General features: G+C 41.2%; 13 protein-coding genes. 7 read left to right on the forward strand and 6 right to left on the reverse strand.

What is annotated here, in order from left to right; translation table 11 throughout:
* Positions 1-301 precede the first annotated feature (301 nt).
* Positions 302-4,102: a metallophosphoesterase gene (locus tag AAG747_RS23430; RefSeq protein WP_346823674.1), complete on the forward strand. Its 3,801-nt coding sequence runs from the start codon at positions 302-304 to the stop codon at positions 4,100-4,102.
* A 241-nt stretch (positions 4,103-4,343) separates the two neighbouring features.
* On the opposite strand, the gene AAG747_RS23435 is transcribed toward AAG747_RS23430, so the two are convergent.
* Both AAG747_RS23435 and AAG747_RS23440 read right to left on the reverse strand, forming a co-directional pair.
* Complete coding sequence (locus AAG747_RS23435) at positions 4,344-5,489, reverse strand: acyl-CoA dehydrogenase (RefSeq protein WP_346823675.1); 1,146 nt, start codon at positions 5,487-5,489, stop codon at positions 4,344-4,346.
* A 516-nt stretch (positions 5,490-6,005) separates the two neighbouring features.
* Positions 6,006-7,223 carry an MFS transporter gene (locus AAG747_RS23440; RefSeq protein ID WP_346823676.1) on the reverse strand — a complete coding sequence of 406 codons (1,218 nt, stop codon included), beginning with the start codon at positions 7,221-7,223 and terminating at the stop codon, positions 6,006-6,008.
* Positions 7,224-7,529: 306 nt separating this feature from the next.
* On the opposite strand from AAG747_RS23440, the gene trmD reads away from it, so the two are divergent.
* The 4 genes from trmD (at position 7,530) to AAG747_RS23460 (ending at position 12,906) form a co-directional block, all read left to right on the forward strand.
* On the forward strand, positions 7,530-8,222 hold the full coding sequence (gene trmD, locus AAG747_RS23445) for a tRNA (guanosine(37)-N1)-methyltransferase TrmD (RefSeq protein ID WP_346823677.1): 693 nt from the start codon (positions 7,530-7,532) through the stop codon (positions 8,220-8,222).
* An 85-nt stretch (positions 8,223-8,307) separates the two neighbouring features.
* A complete protein-coding gene (locus AAG747_RS23450) occupies positions 8,308-8,976 on the forward strand; it encodes a hypothetical protein (protein WP_346823678.1) in 669 nt (222 codons plus the stop codon).
* A gap of 385 nt (positions 8,977-9,361) precedes the next feature.
* Entirely contained in the window at positions 9,362-10,543 is a 1,182-nt protein-coding gene (locus tag AAG747_RS23455) for a murein hydrolase activator EnvC family protein (protein WP_346823679.1), read from the forward strand.
* Positions 10,544-10,839: 296 nt separating this feature from the next.
* Entirely contained in the window at positions 10,840-12,906 is a 2,067-nt protein-coding gene (locus AAG747_RS23460) for a carboxy terminal-processing peptidase (RefSeq protein ID WP_346823680.1), read from the forward strand.
* 123 nt (positions 12,907-13,029) lie between these two features.
* On the opposite strand, the gene AAG747_RS23465 is transcribed toward AAG747_RS23460, so the two are convergent.
* From AAG747_RS23465 to AAG747_RS23475, 3 genes are all read right to left on the reverse strand, one after another.
* Positions 13,030-13,590 (reverse strand): hypothetical protein, encoded by a 561-nt coding sequence (locus AAG747_RS23465; protein WP_346823681.1) that lies wholly within the window; start codon positions 13,588-13,590, stop codon positions 13,030-13,032.
* A gap of 34 nt (positions 13,591-13,624) precedes the next feature.
* The gene (locus AAG747_RS23470; RefSeq protein ID WP_346823682.1) at positions 13,625-16,042 is read right to left on the reverse strand and encodes a GAF domain-containing protein; all 2,418 of its coding nucleotides are present in this window, start codon (positions 16,040-16,042) and stop codon (positions 13,625-13,627) included.
* 420 nt (positions 16,043-16,462) lie between these two features.
* On the reverse strand, positions 16,463-17,254 hold the full coding sequence (locus AAG747_RS23475) for an ABC transporter substrate-binding protein (protein ID WP_346823683.1): 792 nt from the start codon (positions 17,252-17,254) through the stop codon (positions 16,463-16,465).
* Between the two features lie 135 nt (positions 17,255-17,389).
* On the opposite strand from AAG747_RS23475, the gene radC reads away from it, so the two are divergent.
* Together radC and AAG747_RS23485 are read left to right on the forward strand one after the other, a co-directional pair.
* Positions 17,390-18,076 carry a RadC family protein gene (gene radC / locus AAG747_RS23480; protein WP_346823684.1) on the forward strand — a complete coding sequence of 229 codons (687 nt, stop codon included), beginning with the start codon at positions 17,390-17,392 and terminating at the stop codon, positions 18,074-18,076.
* A gap of 199 nt (positions 18,077-18,275) precedes the next feature.
* A complete protein-coding gene (locus tag AAG747_RS23485; RefSeq protein ID WP_346823685.1) occupies positions 18,276-18,908 on the forward strand; it encodes a DUF1684 domain-containing protein in 633 nt (210 codons plus the stop codon).
* 55 nt (positions 18,909-18,963) lie between these two features.
* On the opposite strand, the gene AAG747_RS23490 is transcribed toward AAG747_RS23485, so the two are convergent.
* Positions 18,964-19,896, reverse strand: a complete 933-nt coding sequence (locus AAG747_RS23490; protein WP_346823686.1) for a S66 peptidase family protein — start codon at positions 19,894-19,896, stop codon at positions 18,964-18,966.
* Positions 19,897-19,961: the final 65 nt, after the last annotated feature.

Here is a 19,961-nt window from a genome sequence, read left to right on the forward strand (position 1 = left end):
CGGGTAAAATCCTAATGGATAGCGTTTATGAATTTTTCTTTACAAAATGTAAGATCTGCAAATACTATCCTTTGGATTATACAAAACGAATTTAACTTTGTTGAGTAAATAGAAACTTGTAGAAGATTTTAGGATTTATTTCAGTCCCTGCTGTTGTACATTGTGAGAAAATACTGAAGCAATCTCTTCACGGTTACCACTGAGGCGCAAACAAACTTCCTCAAAGTCCATGAAGAGTGTGACAGTGCAAATTTGTACAATTATATGAATTCTAACATCAATAAAGACTCAAACACAATCCATGAAACACTTGTACCTGATACTTTGCTTTTTACTCTGTATCCCCTTGACCGGTATAGCACAAAAAAAACCGTTTTACCATCCGGAAGTCAGTCATTGGAAGGATGCCAAACCTTCCTCTCAGGAACAAATCACATATAGTTTGTTTTTAGTAGGCGATGCGGGAACTCCTTTGTCAGAAAGTAAAGTAGAGCCGGGGCTGGATTTGCTCCGGCAACAATTGCAAACAACTCAGGTGGCTGCAGATATTATTTTCTTGGGCGATAATATCTATCCCAAAGGCTTGCATAGTAAAGAACATCCTTTGCGAAAACAGGACGAACAAAATCTGACAACCCAATTGGAATTACTTCGGGATTTTAAGGGAAAGGGGTATTTCATCCCGGGCAATCACGATTGGGCGCAAGGGAAAGCATACGGCTTGGAGAATCGCCTCAATCAAGAAGCTTTTATTACTGAGTATGGTTTGGACAATGCTTTAATGCTGCCGGAAGATGCTTGCCCCGGTCCAAAAGTAATTCCGGTAAACGATGAACTGATACTGATTCTGATAGACACCCAGTGGTGGTTGCACCCGTTTGACAAACCGGGAATCGAATCCGACTGTGACGTAAAAAACGAAGAGGAGTTTTTGCTGTTGCTCAAAGATGTCATTTTGGAAAATTATGACAAACAGATTGTGGTCGCCGGACATCATCCCTTGTACAGCAATGGGTTGCATGGAGGGCATGCACCTTTGAAATACCATTTGTTTCCGTTGACTAGCATTAAAAAAGGATTGTTTGTACCCTTACCCGGTTTAGGGTCTATTTATGTAATGGCTCGTACGGTGGTGGGCAATATCCAGGATGTTCCACATCCACTTTATCAAGCCTTGGTAGAAAAGTTAGAAGAAGTATTTCAATTACATCCGAATTTAATTTATGCAGCAGGTCATGAACACAGTTTGCAATACATTCCCAAAAACAAACTGCATTATGTGATCAGTGGGGCAGGGTGTAAGGCTTCTTATGTAGGTAAAAACAAACAGGCCCATTTTACCTACCGCCACAAGGGTTTTGCCAAGGTAAATTTTTATACCAACGGAGACGTTTGGTTGGAGTTTTGGGTGGCTGGAGAAGATGAGCCCCAGGGAAAAGTAGCCTACCGGGAAAAATTATTTACTCATACTGGGCATACTGCCGAATCCCAAGAGGATACAACGGCTTTCCGGAAAAAACCGGGAGAGATGGTTTCGGTGGCAGCCTCTCAGAAATTTGCTTCCAATGAGTTTAATACCTGGTTTTTAGGTGAAAACTACCGGAGTGAATGGAGTGAAAAATTAAAGGAAGTTCCCTGTTTCGATCCGCATACGATGCTAGGAGGATTAAAAGTTGTCAAAAGAGGAGGGGGAAACCAAACAAAGTCCCTACGCCTCCGTGCTCCGGATGCCAAAGAATATGTGTTGCGCTCTGTCGAGAAATTCCCGGAAAAGGTTTTGCCCTCATTTTTGCGAAAAACCATTGCGGAAGATATTGTGGAAGAGCAAATCACCAGTTCCCATCCTTTTGCGGCATTGACGATTCCCCGTTTATCCGAAGCATATGGAATTTACCATACCAATCCAACGATTTTTTATGTGCCCCGTTCTTCCTGGTTAGGGCGTTACGCCAGTGATTTTTCCGAAGGTTTGTATCTGTTTGAAGAGAGGCCCGATGACAATTGGGAAAAAGCCACTTTTTTCGGCAACTCGAAAAAAATCATCAGTACAGCGAAAGTGCTCAAAAAAATCCGGAAGGACAATGATGACTTGATCGACCAATCCATGGTATTGAAGTCCCGTTTGTTTGATAGTTGGATAGGTGACTGGGACCGGCACGATGATCAATGGCGTTGGGCTTCTTTTAAAGATTCCTTAAGAAATATAAAAGTATATCAGCCCATTCCCCGGGACCGCGATCAGGCATTTTTCTGGTCGGATGGTTTTTTGATGAAGTTGGGTACACGTAAATGGGGCTTGCGCAATTTTCAGGGGTTCCATCACGAAATCCGCGACCCGGTGGGCCTGAATTATTATAATGTACATTTTGACCGCTCTTTTTTGAACCAACCCGAATGGCCTGCCTGGCAGGCGGCTGTGGATTCTTTGCAATCTTCGATGAAGGATGAACTGATTGAAGAAGCCATACGGGATTTGCCTCAAGAAATTTATCAATATTCGGGAGAGGAAATCATTGCCAAATTAAAAAGTCGGAGAGACAATTTTGAACAGTATGCACGGGAATGGTATTTATATCTGGCCAAAGAAGTGGATATTGTCGGTTCGAAAAAGCATGAATACTTTCAGGTAGAACGATTGAACGAAGAAGAAACGCGGGTGCGGGTGTTTAAGATGAAGAAAGATAGCCGGGAAAAAAAGCATTTGATTTACGAACGCACCTTTCTGCGAAGCGAAACCAAAGAAATACGTTTGTACGGCATGGAGGGCGAAGATTTTTTTGAGATTAAAGGGGATGTGAAAAAGGGAATCAGGGTACGGGTGATAGGAGGGGAAGATAAGGATGAAGTCAATGATGTTTCTTCGGTGAAGGGTTGGAGAAAGAAAACCAAAGTATATGATCAACCGGGAGGAATTGAAATTAAACCGAATAAAGAAACGCAAAACAAAACAGCAAGCGATCCTCAAATCAACCAATATGATCGCAAAGCTTATAAAATCAATTATGTGGGACCTTTGTTGACCATGGGTATCAGTCCGGATGACGGAATTGTACTAGGAGGAGGAGTGCAAATGAAAACATATGGTTTCCGGAAAGAGCCTTTCAAAGCTCATCACAGGGTTTTGGGAAGTGTAGCCCCTAAAAACCTGTCTTTTTCAGTACATTATCAAGGAGAGTTTAGGCATATTCTGGGCAAATGGGATGCAAAGATAATTGCCGATGTACGCTATCCGAATTTTGTGGATTTCTTTTATGGTTTGGGTAACGAAACCGAAAATCATGTGAACGAACGGGGGAAAAACTATTATCGCTTGCGGTACAAACAGGTCAAATTGTTTCCGGCTTTGCGTAGAAAATCGACCGATGGACAGCACGAATATGGCTTGAGTTATTATTTTCAAAATATAGAAATAGAGGATGATACGGATAAAAGCCGTTTTATTTTTAGTGAAGAAAGTGGCTTGAAAGACGCTACCGTAATTGAAGAAGATCAACGCTTTCAAGGCTTTTTCGGTTATTACCAACTCGATCTTCGCAATTCGGAGGTGTTTCCTACCAGTGGTTTGTATATGAATACCACATTGGGTAGAATATGGGGCTTTGGTGAAAGTCAAATCCGGGATATCAACTATACGAAATTGATTACCGATTGGCGTTTTTATTGGAGTCCGGGCCGGGCCAAACGCCTGACGTTTGCCTTGCGAGCGGGGGGAGCCGTTAACTGGGGGGATTATCAGTTTTTTCAGGCCAATACCTTGGGAGGAGCAAAAAATTTACGAGGATTTCGTAGAATGCGCTTTGCCGGAGACAAATCGTTTTATAGCAATAATGAAGTTCGCTTTACATTACTCAACGTCCGTACTTTTCTCTTTCCTGCCCAGTTGGGACTTAGTGGTTTGTATGACGTGGGAAGAGTATGGTACGAAGACGATCAGGGGAAGGACCCTTCGGTGGCGGATGGCACTTCTGAAAAATGGCATCAAGGCATAGGAGGCGGAGTATGGATCTCTCCGTTCAACAAGGCAATCATCTCTTTGGATTTGACGCATTCGGAAGAAGAAGACCGCTTTTTAGCGTATCTCCGTTTGGGGTTTATGTTTTAGAATGTTGAAGGAATGGAGGAGTGAAGGATAGAAGGAGGGAGGAATATGTCAATGTTAAAAAACGTCCGATCAGCAATTCGCGACTACAACGATTTTGTCTTCGAGCTTCTCAATTCAAGGTTTCAAGCATGTGTTTAAAGAGTTTGGTTCTTTATAAAACTCTTCAAGGTTTTTGCTGAAGTGTCTATACAAATAGATTTTGAAAAACCTTGAAGAGTTGAAATTTCAAATAGAGTAGGAACTACGATTCTTTCAATACACTCCTTGAGATAACAATTTTCTGAATTTCGGAGGTGCCTTCATAGATTTGGGTGATTTTTGCATCCCGCATCAAACGCTCCACATGGTATTCTTTTACATAGCCATAACCACCGTGGACTTGTACGGCTTCAACGGAGATATCCATGGCTGCTTGAGAGGCGTAAAGTTTTGCCATGGCGCTGTATTTGGAAAAATCTTTTTTCTGATCTTTTAAGTAGGCAGCTTTTAGGCAAAGCATCCGGGCAGCTTCCACCTGAGTCGCCATATCAGCCAGTTTAAAGGCAATGGCTTGATGTTCGCAGATGGGTTTGCCGAAAGATTTGCGTTCTTGAGAATATTTCAAGGCCAATTCGTAAGCGCCCGAAGCAATTCCCAAGGCTTGTGAGGCAATACCGATCCGGCCTCCGTTCAGGGTTTCCATGGCAAACTTAAACCCGAACCCATCCGGGCCAATGCGGTTTTCTTTCGGTACTTTTACGTCTGTAAAGCCTAAAGAATGTGTATCGGAACCCCGGATACCCAGTTTGTCTTCTTTTTTGCCTACAACAAACCCTTTCATTCCTTTTTCTACGATCAGGCAGTTAATGCCTTTGTGGCCTTTTTCCCGGTCTGTTTGGGCTATTACCAAATACACCCCGGCAGTACCACCATTGGTGATCCAGTTTTTATTACCATTCAAAAGGTAATAGTCCCCTTTATCTTCCGCAGTGGTATGTTGAGAGGTAGCATCGCTACCGGCCTCGGGTTCGGAAAGGCAAAAAGCCCCAATGATTTCTCCGGTAGCCAGTTTGGTCAGGTATTTCTCTTTTTGCTCTTCTGTACCGTATTTTTCCAACCCCCAACATACCAAGGAGTTATTGACGGACATGACTACGGAAGCCGAGGCATCTATTTTCGAAATTTCTTCCATGGCCAATACGTAGGAGACTGTATCCATTCCCCCTCCTCCGTATTTGGGGTCTACCATCATTCCCAGAAAGCCCAACTCTCCCATTTTTTTCACTTGCTCATGAGGAAACTTTTGTTGTTCATCACGCTCAATAACACCCGGTAAAAGTTCTTTTTGGGCAAATTCCCGGGCTGCATCCCTTACCGCTAATTGTTCTTCAGTAAAATCAAAAGTCATAATCTTATGTCTGTTATTGGTTGGTTATGTTTTATTATGTGTTTGTATAGTTCCCGATGTTTTTGGGATTTTTTGAAGGGAGACCGGAATTTATGTGTCAGTAAGTGGCTCATGCATAGCTTACTGAAGGTCTGCTTCGAGTTATAGCGAATTTTCGCTGAAATTTACAAAAAAGATTGGATTTGAAGAATAAGAAGGAACAGAAAAAATGCCCCTTTGACGGACAGGCACTATCGTCCGCAAAGAGGCATCTTATACTAGGGGTACTGTTTGGAATAAGGTATTTTAGGCTAGTTGTAGGATAATAATTTGGCTTATTTTAACCATTGTTAATCCAGTTGACTCTACTCACTCTATGAATTAGGTTGCTAAGAGAATTATTTCTTGTTCTTATTACAAAGGTAGGGGGAAAGGCATGAGGTATACTCAAATAAATTCACCAAAACCGATACCTGAATCTACTAATTTACACTAGTGAATTATCACTATAGTGAGTCGGCATGATTTTCTGCAGAGTTAGATCTCGCTCTCCGTATAAACGACTTCTTCCTTTTCAGGGACAACTTTAAGTGCTCTTGCCAACAGAATGGCTAAAAAGGAACTGGCTATGGCGATGTATCCTACCGTATCGTAATGGGTGAGTTGTCCGGAAGCATTTACGGTAATTATTATACCGGACACAAAGGCAGCAAGACCGGAACCTAATTGCTGTATGGCAGTCCGCATACTCATAAAGCTGCCCCGGGATTCGGGGGTGACTACCGCGGTAATCATTGTTTGTACGGTCACGATACGCCCACTTGCCAGGATAAAGAACAGAGAAGTGATGATCAGGGCATGTAACAAGGAGGTTTCAGGTAGGTGGGTGAGTAAATAGATGGGAATGGTCACCAACGAAGCGGTGGCGGCAAATACTTTGAGCCTTCCGAAACGGTCGGCCATTCGGCCGATCCAGGGAGATATAAAAAAGGAACAAAGTCCACCAGCCAAATAAATGTATTTGAGTTGTTCTTGTAAAAAACCTACGTTTTTGAGCATATAAGGGGCCAGAAACGGAATAATGGTATATTGACCGGAGATCAATATGACACCTAACAGCAATGCAATGACTTGGTTTTTATTGGAAAAAATATTTTTGAATTTCCGGATCGTTGAGACTTGCTTTGAAGTGACATGTTCCTTCATTGAAGGCATGACTTTGAACATGAATAGACCCACGATAACACTGCCCGTAGCTAGGACAAAAAAAGGCATTCTCCAATTGATCAAATCGGTGAGGTATAAGCCAAAGGGTATACCGGCAACGGAAGCCAATCCAAAAGAAGACATTACGACTCCCATAGCCGAAGCTCTTTGCGACAAGGGGATTGCATCACCTACTATTGATAGAACCAGAGCTCCAATCAAGCCGCCGAAACCTCCGGTAATGATTCTTGCAATTAATAACGTAGAGTATGAATTAGACAGACCACAAAAAAAAGTTCCGATGCTAAAGCCAATGTAAATGCTTAATAAGAGTTTTTTCCGGTCAAACCGATCGATAAAGGTAACTCCTATCAATCCCACTACCCCGGCACTGAATTTATAAGAAGTCACCAATAAGCTAAAGGCGGTGGTATCTATTTGGAATTGGCTCATGAAAATATCCGCCAGGGGCATGATGATCATGAAATCCATAATATGTGTGAAATTGACCGCTGCCAATAAGTAAAGCAATAGCTTATATTCTTTCATACCTCCATTGATTATGCTGCTTTGTACCTTTGCACAAAATCATTTAATACGTTTTCATATAGGAAACTGTGGAGTACCTGATATGTTGAAGCCAGGCCCTTTCTGAAAAGCCCCATTAAGGCTTGTCTGATGTAGAAAAACTCATAAACCTATTGAAAAACAGCAAAACTAGTCTCTTCTTTGCCGGTGCAAATGTATAGAATATTCACCGTACCGGAATCAATAGAGTCACAAGTATATTCCGGTTTTCCGGTTTTTATGCCTTATTTTTGCCTGATTTATTAGCGTATATATGTTGTTTGAACAATGAGAATTGATATAATAACCAGTGTCCCGAAGTTGTTGGAAAGCCCGTTTAGCCACTCTATCTTGCAGAGGGCCCAGGATAAAGGTTTGGTAGAGGTAGTGGTACATGATTTAAGGCAATACGCCATTAACAAACATGGGCAAATCGATGATTATGCGTATGGGGTAGGGGCCGGAATGGTATTGATGATTGAGCCGGTGTATAAATGCCTGATGCGCTTGCAAAGCGAAAGAGAGTACGATGAAGTCATTTATATGACTCCGGATGGGGATAGTTTTGAGCAAAAAACGGCCAATCAACTGTCATTGAAAAAAAATATCATTATCTTGTGTGGGCATTATAAAGGGGTGGATGAGAGGATCCGCCAACACTTTGTCACCAGAGAAATCAGTATTGGCAATTATGTCTTATCCGGTGGGGAATTGGCGGCTGCGGTGATTGCCGATGCTGTAATCCGCCTGATTCCCGGAGTATTGTCGGACGAAACTTCGGCACTGACCGATTCTTTTCAGGACGGCCTGGTGGCACCTCCGGTATATTCACGCCCGGCGGATTTCAAAGGGATGAAAGTGCCCGATATTTTGCTTTCCGGAAATGATGCCAAAATTGAAGATTGGCGTTTTCAACAAGCTTTGGACAGAACCAAAGAGAAGCGCCCCGATTTGTATAAAAAATACACCGGAGAAGAGTAAAGCCTGGCTTTAGATTTAAAACACGCAATATCTGGCTCAAACATTGAACAGTAATGATAAGCGTTAAATTATACTAGAATCTTCCATGAAAAAAACTTTTAGTACTATAGCGGCCCTATGTGTAGCCGGCTGTGTATGGATGAGTTGTTCGGAAACAAAAAGCACACAGGAAAATGAGGCAGCTTCTCAAACGACAACCCCTACACATCAACCAGTTGAACCTGCTGTAACTGCAGATACGAAATTTACTTCCTTTCCGGCTTTTTTCACACACCACTTTGTACAAAAAGAAAAAAGTGTGGTATTGCCAACGCTCAAACAGTTGATTCACTCGGATCATGGCGTGTATTTGAGCTACAAACCTGGAATGTCTGCCAATATTCAACATTTGAAATCCGCCAAAGAGCTTTTGGAATGGGCGCCCAGGCTGTCCGCTTCTCTGGAAGGACTGGATTGTAAGATTGCGGAAGGGGAACTTCCGGAATTTGATTTTGTGACAGGAGAGTTTGCCGAAAACGGTTGTTTTTATTCTACTCAAAAGGCCCGGGTTTTTTCAGAGAAATACGCTTCTTTAAGGGAAGAAGCCATGCTGGAGCCAACAGCTGAAGAAATAAAGCAAGCCCAAAAGATGGATGCATTGATTACAGAGAATGTGGTGATTACCGAGGCAAGAATAGGAATGCAGTTCGCAAATATTGAGGAAAAGTGGTATTTGATAGGGGTGGACGTTTCCTCCTTTGATATGACTTTGTAAGTGCCGAAACAGGTTTGAGGAGAAGCCCTTCTGAAAAATGGTTTTACCTAATGTCCTCAAACCTGTTTTATTTTTTTGTAATACCTTTTTATTAAGAAGTGGTTTCAACGTATAGTTTTTGACCGAAGATGAAAGCAAAACCGGCTCACCAAGGCACTTTTTGAAAAGAATAGCCAGTGCTATTGTTGAAAAAAGGAACACAGAGGAGGCCTTTTTGAAACATTTTCTAGGAAAAAGAAAAAGTTTAATTCACTTCTAAAAACCAAATGGGGTTTTTACACGGTTATTCTCCCGTAATTCAGATAAAAACAACACTTCCCTGGATGTTTTTTTATCAAATTCATTATTACTTTTGTACTACTGAAGTAAACTGACCTGGCTTATTATGGGGAAATTCTTTTTTAGCTTCTTACTACTTAGCCTGCCGCTACTTGCCTTTTCCCAACAATCTACGGAACAAATCAAAGCAAAACGGCAACAACAACTCCAAAAAGTTGAAGCGACTTCCCGTATTTTAAAAGCTACCGAAAAAGACCAATCCTATAACCTTAGCCGGCTTCGGGCTATTAACCGGCAAATAGACCAGTACCACAAGTTAGTAGAGAGTACCCAACAGTTTGTGGTCAGCCTGGAAGAAGATATACACTTTACCTCTTCTGTCATTATGGCCTTGGAGGGGGATATCACCCAATTAAAAGAGGAGTATGCAGCTATGGTGTATATGTCGTCTAAAACGAATAACGACCTCCAAAAGCTGTCTTTCTTGTTTTCCAGCCAAACCATTAATCAATTGATTGCCCGGATTAACTATATGGATCAATACCAATCGGCACGGAAAGAGCAAATAGCTGCGATTGACCAGTTAAAAGATCAGTTGGAGAGTAAGAAAGGGCAATTGGCATTACAACAAACGGAGCAAAAATTATTGTTGGAAAGTGAAGAGAAAGAACTGGAAAAACTAAAACAATTGCGAAGAAGGCAACAGGTGGCCGTCAACCAACTAAAGTCCAAAACCAGTACGCTCAAAGCTCAATTGAAAGAGGAGGAAGTGTCCCGGAAAATGATGAGTGATTTTGTGGAAAAACAAACAAAAAAGCCTTTGAGCGTAGCGGAAGATAATGTGAAAGTGAAAGAACCTGCACCGGCCGTAGCTAAAGAACTTTCTTTTGAAAACCTGAAATCCCAAATGAGCTGGCCTGTAGAAGAAGGCTTTATTTCCTCCAAATTCGGCAAGCAACCTCATCCGGTGCTGGAAAATGTTTTGATCGATAACCTGGGGATTGATATACGTACTAATACCTCTCAGTCGGTCAAAGCTGTATTTTATGGCAAAGTGACTGCGGTTACCAAGGTGCCTAATTTGCGATATGTGGTGATGGTACAACACGGGGATTACATTACCGTGTATGCCAAGTTGAAACGAGCGGATGTAAAAGTGGGACAAGAAGTAACCCCCCAAACGCAGTTAGGGGTAGTCGCCAATAATTCGGATGGGATTCCCGAGTTGCAGTTTCAAATTTGGAAAAAGCAATTGAAACTAAATCCTGAAGAGTGGTTGAAGCAGTGATATGTGTTTTTAACATTATTTATAAAAAGAAAACACTAACTTTAATTGGTTTTTACTAGCTTCATAGTTTCCGGAGTCTGACTTGACGAAGTAGCCTGATTGCTCTTGAATGAGCCGGCTTTTGCGGGAAGTTGTGTAAAAGCCTTTTTTAGTAACAGAAAGGAGGGTAAGTCGTGAGAAGTCCGGTGTTTTTTTAAATTTGAAAAAACTATAACCATCATATCACCTGTTTTTCAGGCAGGACTTGAAAAATAGGGAACATAAAAATTAGTCATTTAAAATCGAAGATGTACGTAATGAAAAGAGCACTAAAAACTTTTGTTCTTGTATTTTTCTTGTCGATAAGCTCCCTGTTGGCCACATCACAAGTTCCGAATTCAGGAAGCCTATCGGATACTAGCGAGATTTTACAACCTAAAGCCAATCATTATAAAGAAGCCATGTTAGTGACGGCAATCTTAGGGCAGTACCACTATAACAAACCTCCTTTTAATGATTCGCTCTCTTCCATCGTCTTCGAGCGCTTTATCAATACCTTGGATAACAGCCGGCAATATTTCATGGCATCGGATTTGGAAGTTTTGGAAGATTACCGCTTTCATTTGGACGATGATCTTAAAAACGGAAATTTGGGGGCGCCCTTTGCTATTTTTGAAGTATTCCGTCATCGCTTTTATAATAGAGTGGATAAAATTCAAAAACGCTTGCACCAAGGCAAGTCCTTTGACTTTACCAAAGATGAATTTTTTGATGTCAACCGGGAAAGTGTTGCTTGGGCGGCTTCGGAAAGAGAACTGGATGAAATCTGGCGTAAAAATTTGAAAAGTCAGGCATTGAATCTCAAATTGAGTGGAGATGATTGGGATACCATTGTACAAAAGCTTACCAAAAGATATGAACAATACCGAAAAGCCATAAGTCAATATAACAGTGATGATGTGTTTCAGCTTTTTATGAATTCATTCTCTGAGGCATATGACCCCCATACAAATTATTTTTCGCCAAAACGGGCCGCAGAGTTCCGCATTGATATGAGCCGTTCTTTAGAAGGTATCGGGGCACAATTAGGGGTGGAAAACGATTATATTGTCGTAAAGGATATTATACCGGGAGGGCCGGCTTTTAAAACCAATTCCCTGAATGTGGATGACAAAATCGTAGCCGTAGCGCAGGAAGGGGACAGCATCTATACGGATTTGGTAGGTTGGCGAGTAGACGATGCCGTACAGTTGATCCGCGGACCTAAAGGGACCGTTGTAAAATTGAAAGTAGTATCTGCCGAAGCCGGGATTCATGCAAAGCCTAAGGAAGTGGTGTTGATGCGGGATAAAATCAATCTGGAAGAGCAGTCTGCACAGAAAAAAGTCATTAAGTTCGATAACAAAGAGAAATCATTCAAATTTGGAGTAATTACGATTCCTGCCTTTTACCTGGATTTTGAAGCGGTGAAAAACGGAGAAGAAGAATTTCAAAGTACTCACCGGGATGTTAAAAAGCTTCTGGGTGAATTGAAAGAGGAAAAGGTAGACGGGCTGATCGTAGATTTGAGATTTAACGGAGGTGGGTCTTTGGAAGAAGCGATTCAATTAACAGGTTTGTTTATCAATGAAGGTCCGGTGGTGCAAATCCGGAGGTCAGACGGAACCGTGGAACATGGAGAAGACGATAACCCTGAAGTAGACTTTGATGGTCCGTTAGTAGTCTTGGTGAACCGCTTTAGTGCTTCGGCTTCGGAAATATTTGCCGGGGCAATTCAGGATTATAAGCGGGGCTTAATTATCGGTGAACAAACATTTGGCAAAGGAACCGTTCAACAAGTAATTGGTCTGAACCGCTTTTTGAATACGGACGAACCCTTGGGGCAGTTGAAATTGACCTTAGCTAAGTATTACCGGGTCACCGGTAGCAGTACCCAACATATCGGGGTTACACCGGATGTTGAATTACCTTCCGCTTACAGTGCCGAGGAGTTCGGAGAGAGTTCGCAGCCTACGGCCTTGCCTTGGGACGAAATTCAACCGATTCAATTCCATAGCTCTAACTTTATCAATGATTCGCTGATGCAACATATCGAAAAGGCTTTTCAGGTGCGGAAAAAGTCGGATGCGGAGTTGAAATTGTTGGAACAAAATATTGAAGAGCTTAACAAGTTGCGTGAAACTACGGTGATTTCTTTGAATGAGGAAGTGCGTAAAAAAGAGATCGATGAGTTGGATGAATGGGATTCGGAAGATTTACTAGAGGAAAATGCAACGATTGCCCCTGAGATAAAGGATATCATGAATGAAGATGAAATTCCGGATACTTACTTAAAAGAAGGGGCCTTTATTTTATCGGAATTGATACTTGCGAAAGTAAGTTAGTCGTAGCAGTGGTTTAAACGTTTTTTAAGAACAAGAAAAAGTTTAATTTACTTCGTAGACAAATACATTTATAGTAAGTAAAAACGGGTGGAATTTAATCCACCCGTTTTTACTTAGAACATTTTATAATACATTAATCAACCGATAGTAATCTATCATTGTCTTTCTAAAGGCTTCCCGTTCTTGGGCAGTATTTAACAGGGGGATTTCCATGTTCTCTTCTTTTATATAAAATTGACATTGGGCCAATAGCTTATTGTACAGCTTAGTGATAAACAAATATTGTTCGATAATATTTCCTTCCTGAAAAGAAATACTTCCGGAAGTGTTCAGGAGGCTGTCTTTCCACACTACTTCAAAATGATAAGGTTGAGAAAAATAAGCATTGGGCTCCAGCATGATATATGCACGGTAATGAAAAGGATCATTGACAATACATAAATTCAATACCGGGGGCAAAGTATCCGTATTTCGCTCTTCAATCCGGTAAAAGACCCTGTCTGTCTGATCATCTTCTTCCTGATCATAGTCCAAGGTCCGTACATTATTGAAAAACATACGGGATTGATCGGTTGTCGTAAACTCAATAGCTTCTTCAGGAATTGTTTTCTTTTTGTCTACGTTGCATGCACTCATCCAAGTTAACAAAATACCCAGGCAGATCCAGGGAGCATTAAATTTCATATACTTAAATCTTTACTATTCTTCTTGTATGACCTTAATAGCTAAGGTCCATTTCTCTGGAAGTGGGTAGTAGTTTTTTGCTTTGTTTATTTTCTTCTTTATTCAAGGGTCCTTTTTGACTTTTTGTGCGAGGCATATCATGGTTGACAGTAACCCTGAGTGCTTTCAATCCCTGAACACCTTGCAAGGCTTCTAACTCAAAATGTTCCACTTCAGAGGTCAGATAGCCCCGGTTTTGTAAATATTCGATGTACTCCAAGTACTCGGTTGCCTCTTTGGGTTGTACATAGACAATCGCGATTTTTCCGGGTTGGGTCAAGCGTTCCTGGGTATCTTTGATATTGGCTTTGTCAATCCGCTTTTTCATGATCTCATACCGGATATTATAGGCTCCGTCCACATCAAATTTTTTCTCATCCGCCCGGAAACGAATGGCCAGAGGGTTACTGTGTACCAATATCAAATGTGTAGTATCCAAAGGTACTCTTAAGGAGGGTTTGAGTTTTTCAGTCATTCTGGCAATTTCACTGGTAATGATTAACTGCCAGATCCGGAAATTCTTTAAAAAGGCTTCGTTAAAAGGTTGATCTTTGGAAATAGATGCCCCTACATACATATTGTATTCCACGCCATCTGTTTTGTATTTTTCGAAATAATGCGGAAACATTTCTTGAGCCTTTTTTTCTTCTTGTTCAATGTAATTGGAAACCATTTCATTGATCTTGGTAAGGCTGTCTTCAAAATCTTTACGCTGTTGGTAAAAGATGCCCAGGCTAGCATCCATTTTATCCCAGTAGGCCTGAATAGCCCTCAATACCTCTTCTTCTTTGCTATGTTCTTCGATATGAAGCATACAAGATTCTATTTCACTATGCAAAAAGTCAATCGTTCCTACTTCATCACCGGAATACAGGCCCTTCTCGATTTTTTCCATATTTTTCTCAATCCTGAAATTCAACTCATCAAAAAATGGAAAAGGGTAGGCCTCATAGGCTTTTTGCATAGCGGTTTTTGCCAGGTCCAATTGTTTCATCAAGTCGTTTTGAATGGCCCTGTTTCGCTCTTCGGAAGAACCCCGGATATCCGTAGCTGCATACAGCGGATACACATCGTCAAACACCAGTTGCTTTACTTCCTGTTTTTTCCCTGCTTCGGAAGCTTGCAAAATGGAGATGGCTTCCTCTATAAATTTCCATTCTACCGAAGGGTGTACGGCCGTAAAACGTTCTTTGATGACTTGTTGTACCTTGCTTTCGTATTCGTCCGCACTGCGCCTCACGGCTACAGAGAATAAGGACAGAATTCCGGAAATTTTATTTAAGGTAATAGCATTGATATCCGAAGGAAGGGAAGAGCTTAACTCCAGTAGTCCTACAAACTCGTTATCGTACAACAAGGGGGCGATCAAGATACTCTTTACATCCCGTTGGAGAAGGTCTTGGACAAATTGTGGAGGGTTTTCCAAATTTTCAAGATTATCTAAGATCAAAGGGGTTCCGCTTTCCCGCACCTCGTCAAAGTAATTTCCATAATACTCCTGACAATCCAGGTTGATGTTACAGTACATCATTACCTTGTTGTCGCGGAGGTTGATAAAATTATTCAGGCTTTTCTGATACATGGCCACACTTAAATGTAATTGCGGCGAGCCTACCAGTGAGCGCAAACTTTTTTGCAAATGCTCAAATTTGTCTTCTTTACCAATGCTGTCCTTTTCCAACAAAAAGTTCTTAATCTCAGAAAGCATTTCCTGTTCGGTTACATCAATCAGGCGCATGACCATGAAGCCCTGAAATTCAAAAGAACAAGGAGGAATTGCTTCTAACCATAAGTCCAAATCGAAAAAATTATTGATCAAATGGTTAATTTCTTTTTGGGTCAAGGGCTTGAGTTTACCGATGAGCTTGATATCGATAAAGTTTGGAATGATTTCCAAACGGTATGTTTTGATTAAGTTATTTTCGTCCGGTATGTTAAATAAAGTTGCCTTTTTAAAAGAAGTAGATACATTGTAAAACTTCTCTAAAATCATAGAATAGGCTTGTAACACCTTAGTTCGGGTGACCTGCTCGTGAGAAACCTGGGCATATTCCAACAAATTGTTGGGCCTATCTCCTACCATTTGTTGGAATCGAGGAGTGAAATATATGGATTCAAGGCCAAAGGGAACAAAGGCTGCGGCAATCTCCTCTTCCCGGAGTCCTACCGGAAAGATGGACTTCATAATCAACTGCACAAAATGGTGATGGTCTTTCAATACATCACAAGTATCCATTGGCTCTAACAAGTAGGGATATTCCGCTATATAGTTTTCAAAATGTTTAAATAACTGATCCTCGAAAGGGCTGGTTTGGTCTCGGCTGGTTTTCCAATCATTGAATATTGGGGCAAAGCTTAACTTGCTATGAAAGGGAAACTTCTTGGCTCCGCACTTTAATTCCTGGTTCATCATGGACTCCTCCGTTTGTTTGAATTCATTAACTATTCTTTGTTATTACCTTAGCGCAAAAAGTTCCTGTTAAGTTCAATTCTACATTAGACCGCTTGAAACATTGAATGGACAAGCCTTCTGTTGAGAGCGTATGAAGAAAGCCATCATATTGACGGGCACTCAAAGCATTTATACGCTGTATTCAGCTTGAGATTTCAATGAAAGGGGATGCGCTTATTATGATGGTAGTCAACTGATTAGCAATAAATTGTAAACTGATTTATGAACGAAATAATTTGGCTAATTGTCTATGCTATCAGTTCTTGTAATTCCAGGTAAAGGTACTTCAAAATGCGGGATCAAAGAACAAAAACATACAATTTTTCAATACTTTTATCCTCTTTTTATCACCTGAGTTTCTTCTTGGAAGAATTGAACGGATCAAGCCTTGATAAGCTCTTGCAAATACTCTGGGCTTGCTTTTAAACGACTGCCAAACCAGGAAAAATAAGTACCGTCAACCAGTATGATTTGACTATCAGGGAAAAGCCTTTGAAATTCCTTTACATGCTTTTCGCGAAAGGGATAAGGTTCGGAGGAAAGCAATATTTTGGACGGTTGAAGTTGTTTGATTTCTTCAATGTTGATCACCGGATAGCGCGGTTGCCGTATTAAATTTTCCATACCGGCACAGGCCAATATATGATGGATATAGGTGTCGTTGCCTGCAATCATAAAGGGGGTTTGCCAGATAAAATACAAGACTCCTTCTTTTTTCTTAGGGAGTACTTCCAATGCTTTAAAGTTGGTCTGGATCTCTGTTGTTAAGCTCTTGGCTTTGGATGTTGTTCGGGTAATTTTTCCGATAGAGAGAATCATGTCCAAGGCACTGGGTACATCACTTACTTCACTTAACCATACGGGGTACTGTTTCCGTAGTTCTAAAATGCCTTCTTTGTAATTTTCTTCTTTGTTGCCGATGATGAGGTCCGGTTGTAACGGATGGATTTTATCGAAGTGAAAGTTTTTGGTTCCTCCGATTTTTACCTTGTTATGTAATTGCTCTTTGGGGTGGATACAAAATTTAGTAATGCCAACGAGCTGTTGTTCCAGCCCCAGCTCTATTAATAGCTCTGTGATTGAGGGTACCAGCGAAATAATTCTTTGGGGTTGTGATCCAATCTCTACCAATTCCCCGGTTTGATCTTTCCAGATAGCTTTATTTTCTGCCATGGTCACTTTTCGGGAAAGTTACATAATGATTTGCGGCTTCAAAAAAATAATGTACTTCGGATTCTACCGGACCCCTCAAACAATCGCCAACTTCCTGAAGTTATATCCCTGTTTAAGGAATAATGATTTGCATTTATGTCAGAATTAAGCATTAAATCCTGGGCTGAAGAAGACCGTCCCCGCGAAAAGTTGATGCTGAAAGGAAAAAGTACCCTGTCTGAAGCGGAGTTAATTGGCATTTTATTAGGCTCGGGTACTCAGCGGTTGAGTGCAGTGGATGTGGCCAAACTTCTGTTAAATCAAGCGGATAACAGCCTGAACCGTTTGGCCCGTTTTGGGATAAAAGATTACAAAAAAATCAAGGGTATTGGCGAGGCCAAGGCGATTACGATTATCAGTGCTTTGGAGCTGGGCAACCGGAGGAAGTCAGAGGCCAAAGAAGATTTACAACAGATTACCTGCTCGGAGGATGTGTATGAACTGATGAAGCCTCATTTATTGGATTTGCCTCACGAAGAATTTTGGGTAATACTATTAAACAGAGCCAATTATGTGATCAAAAAGGAGTCTGTCAGTAAAGGAGGGGTTTCCGGTACGGTGGCCGATCCCAAGGTCATTTTCAAAAAAGCTGTAGACGAAATGTCCAGCAATATTATTTTGGTGCATAACCATCCCTCAGGTAGGCTAAAACCTAGCCAGGCAGATATTCAATTGACGCACAAGATGCGGGAAGGGGGAAAGATATTGGACATCCCCGTGTTGGACCATTTGATATTTTCCAACCATGGCTACTTTAGTTTTGCCGATGAAGGGCTTTTTTGAGAGAGAAGCGGATTCTTTATGTCTACATAATGATTCTTCTACGAAGAAAAATACTACAGGCAGAACCCAAAAGCTCCCTGTATGGCACTTTTTCCTTGTCTTTTTTATGTGTGACTTCTTTTAATTATATTCAAGCCCTGGTAGGGAGAGTCGTGGGGAGGAAGAAAGAAAAATTGTCCTATTATTTATCAAAGAAAAAATGAAAGGGAAAAGCACAAATTACATTTTCTTTTTTGTGGTAATTGTCGTGGTGTCCATGATCATTTATTACTCCTTTGAAGGGGTAGAATACAATCAGAGTTATGAGGAAGAAGTGATTGAGTATCGTGAGAAAAAAGACCGCTCCTTAAAACATGATTCGGAGTCACCTTTGGATAAGCAACAAAAAGAAAAGTTTGGAGGGCTACAGTATTACAAGGCAAATATTGCTTATAAGGTAGAGGCCGAAGTGGTTCCTTATAAAATCCCGGAGACCTTGACGGTTACCACCTCTCAAGATCTTGAGCGCAGTTTTCTAAAATATGGAAAGGCGCGCTTTACTTTGGGGGATAAGGAACACGAGTTGTTACTACTCAAACCTATCCGGAGTACTACTCCTCAAGCAGAAAATATGCTGTTTTTGCCGTTTACGGACGAAACTTCCGGGAGGGAAACCTATGGGGCCGGCCGCTATTTAGACCTTGAGGAAAGAGATGATAAAATTGTCATTGATTTCAATTATGCGTACAACCCTTATTGTGCCTATAATGAAATTTACGATTGTCCCATCCCGCCTCAGGAGAACCACTTGAACATTAAAATATTGGCAGGAGAGAAGGTTTACAAAAACTGATTGTTTTCCGTCATTTTGATAAGAGAGAAAAAGCGGTATAAAGTGTTTCAATACTTTATACCGCTTTTGAGTTTGTTTTATCAAAGTTGATTCGCGTTTCTTCCTCATCGACTAACAAAGTCGCCCGGGCTCCGCAAGGAACTGCCAGGTTATCCGGTTCGTGTCCTATGGGAATGTTAAATGCAATAGGGTAGGAGTATTCTTTTGTATGCTCCAGTATAATATCCTGATAGCTGTGCCCGAAGGGATTGCTTTCATTGGCTTTGATGGCGGAAAAGTGCCCGACAACTAACCCGGCAAGCCCGGCAAGTTTCCCGCTTCTTTTTAACTGGACCATCAGACGGTCAATTTGATAGAGGTATTCGTCAATATCTTCAATAAATAGAATTTTGTCCTTATAGTCCGGTTCGGAGCGGGTACTCATCACGTTGAGTAACAATGAAAGGTTGCCTCCGATAACTTGTCCTTTACTTACGCCATAGCGATTGTATGTACTACTGTCAGCCTCTATACTGTACTTTTCCCCGAAGAGTATTTTTCGTAAACTTTCTAATGAATCCGCCGCATTTTTGGGATCAAAACCAATGGGCATAGGTCCATGAATACTCTGTATACCCAGCTGCTGAAGGGTTCCGTGCAAGGCTGTGATATCGCTATATCCCACAATCCATTTAGGCTTTTTGACAAATTGTGTAAAATCAACTTGGTCTAGAATCCGTGTAATGCCATAGCCTCCTCTGGCACAGACGATGGCCCGTATTTGTGAGTTGTTGAGCATATTTTGAAAGTCTTCCAACCGTTGGGCGTCTGAGCCGGCAAAGGAATGATTTTCTTCGTATAAATATTTCCCGGTAACTACATTCAAATCCCAATCCGAGAAAACAGAAAGTGCTTTTTCAACTCTTGTTTTATCTACCTTTCCTGCAGGAGCAATGACAGCAATTTTGTCTCCTTTTTTTAAAGCTTGAGGTTGAATTAAATTTTTCATAGAAGAAAGTAATAGAGTTGGGTAAAGTTATACCTTCACTTTGATGAATCGTTGGTAATATTTGT

The sequence above is a fragment of the Rapidithrix thailandica genome (assembly GCF_039710355.1).
GTDB classification, from domain to species: Bacteria; Bacteroidota; Bacteroidia; order Cytophagales; family Flammeovirgaceae; genus Rapidithrix; species Rapidithrix thailandica.

What these genes read in the sequence shown, in the direction of transcription:
- AAG747_RS23490 (WP_346823686.1), bottom strand. Translation starts at nt 19,896, where the DNA reads ATGAAAAATTTAATTCAACCTCAAGCTTTAAAAAAAGGAGACAAAATT.
- AAG747_RS23460 (WP_346823680.1), top strand. Translation starts at nt 10,840, where the DNA reads ATGAAAAGAGCACTAAAAACTTTTGTTCTTGTATTTTTCTTGTCGATA.
- AAG747_RS23455 (WP_346823679.1), top strand. Translation starts at nt 9,362, where the DNA reads ATGGGGAAATTCTTTTTTAGCTTCTTACTACTTAGCCTGCCGCTACTT.
- AAG747_RS23450 (WP_346823678.1), top strand. Translation starts at nt 8,308, where the DNA reads ATGAAAAAAACTTTTAGTACTATAGCGGCCCTATGTGTAGCCGGCTGT.
- AAG747_RS23475 (WP_346823683.1), bottom strand. Translation starts at nt 17,254, where the DNA reads ATGGCAGAAAATAAAGCTATCTGGAAAGATCAAACCGGGGAATTGGTA.
- AAG747_RS23430 (WP_346823674.1), top strand. Translation starts at nt 302, where the DNA reads ATGAAACACTTGTACCTGATACTTTGCTTTTTACTCTGTATCCCCTTG.
- AAG747_RS23440 (WP_346823676.1), bottom strand. Translation starts at nt 7,223, where the DNA reads ATGAAAGAATATAAGCTATTGCTTTACTTATTGGCAGCGGTCAATTTC.
- AAG747_RS23470 (WP_346823682.1), bottom strand. Translation starts at nt 16,042, where the DNA reads ATGATGAACCAGGAATTAAAGTGCGGAGCCAAGAAGTTTCCCTTTCAT.
- AAG747_RS23465 (WP_346823681.1), bottom strand. Translation starts at nt 13,590, where the DNA reads ATGAAATTTAATGCTCCCTGGATCTGCCTGGGTATTTTGTTAACTTGG.
- trmD (WP_346823677.1), top strand. Translation starts at nt 7,530, where the DNA reads ATGAGAATTGATATAATAACCAGTGTCCCGAAGTTGTTGGAAAGCCCG.
- AAG747_RS23435 (WP_346823675.1), bottom strand. Translation starts at nt 5,489, where the DNA reads ATGACTTTTGATTTTACTGAAGAACAATTAGCGGTAAGGGATGCAGCC.
- AAG747_RS23485 (WP_346823685.1), top strand. Translation starts at nt 18,276, where the DNA reads ATGAAAGGGAAAAGCACAAATTACATTTTCTTTTTTGTGGTAATTGTC.
- radC (WP_346823684.1), top strand. Translation starts at nt 17,390, where the DNA reads ATGTCAGAATTAAGCATTAAATCCTGGGCTGAAGAAGACCGTCCCCGC.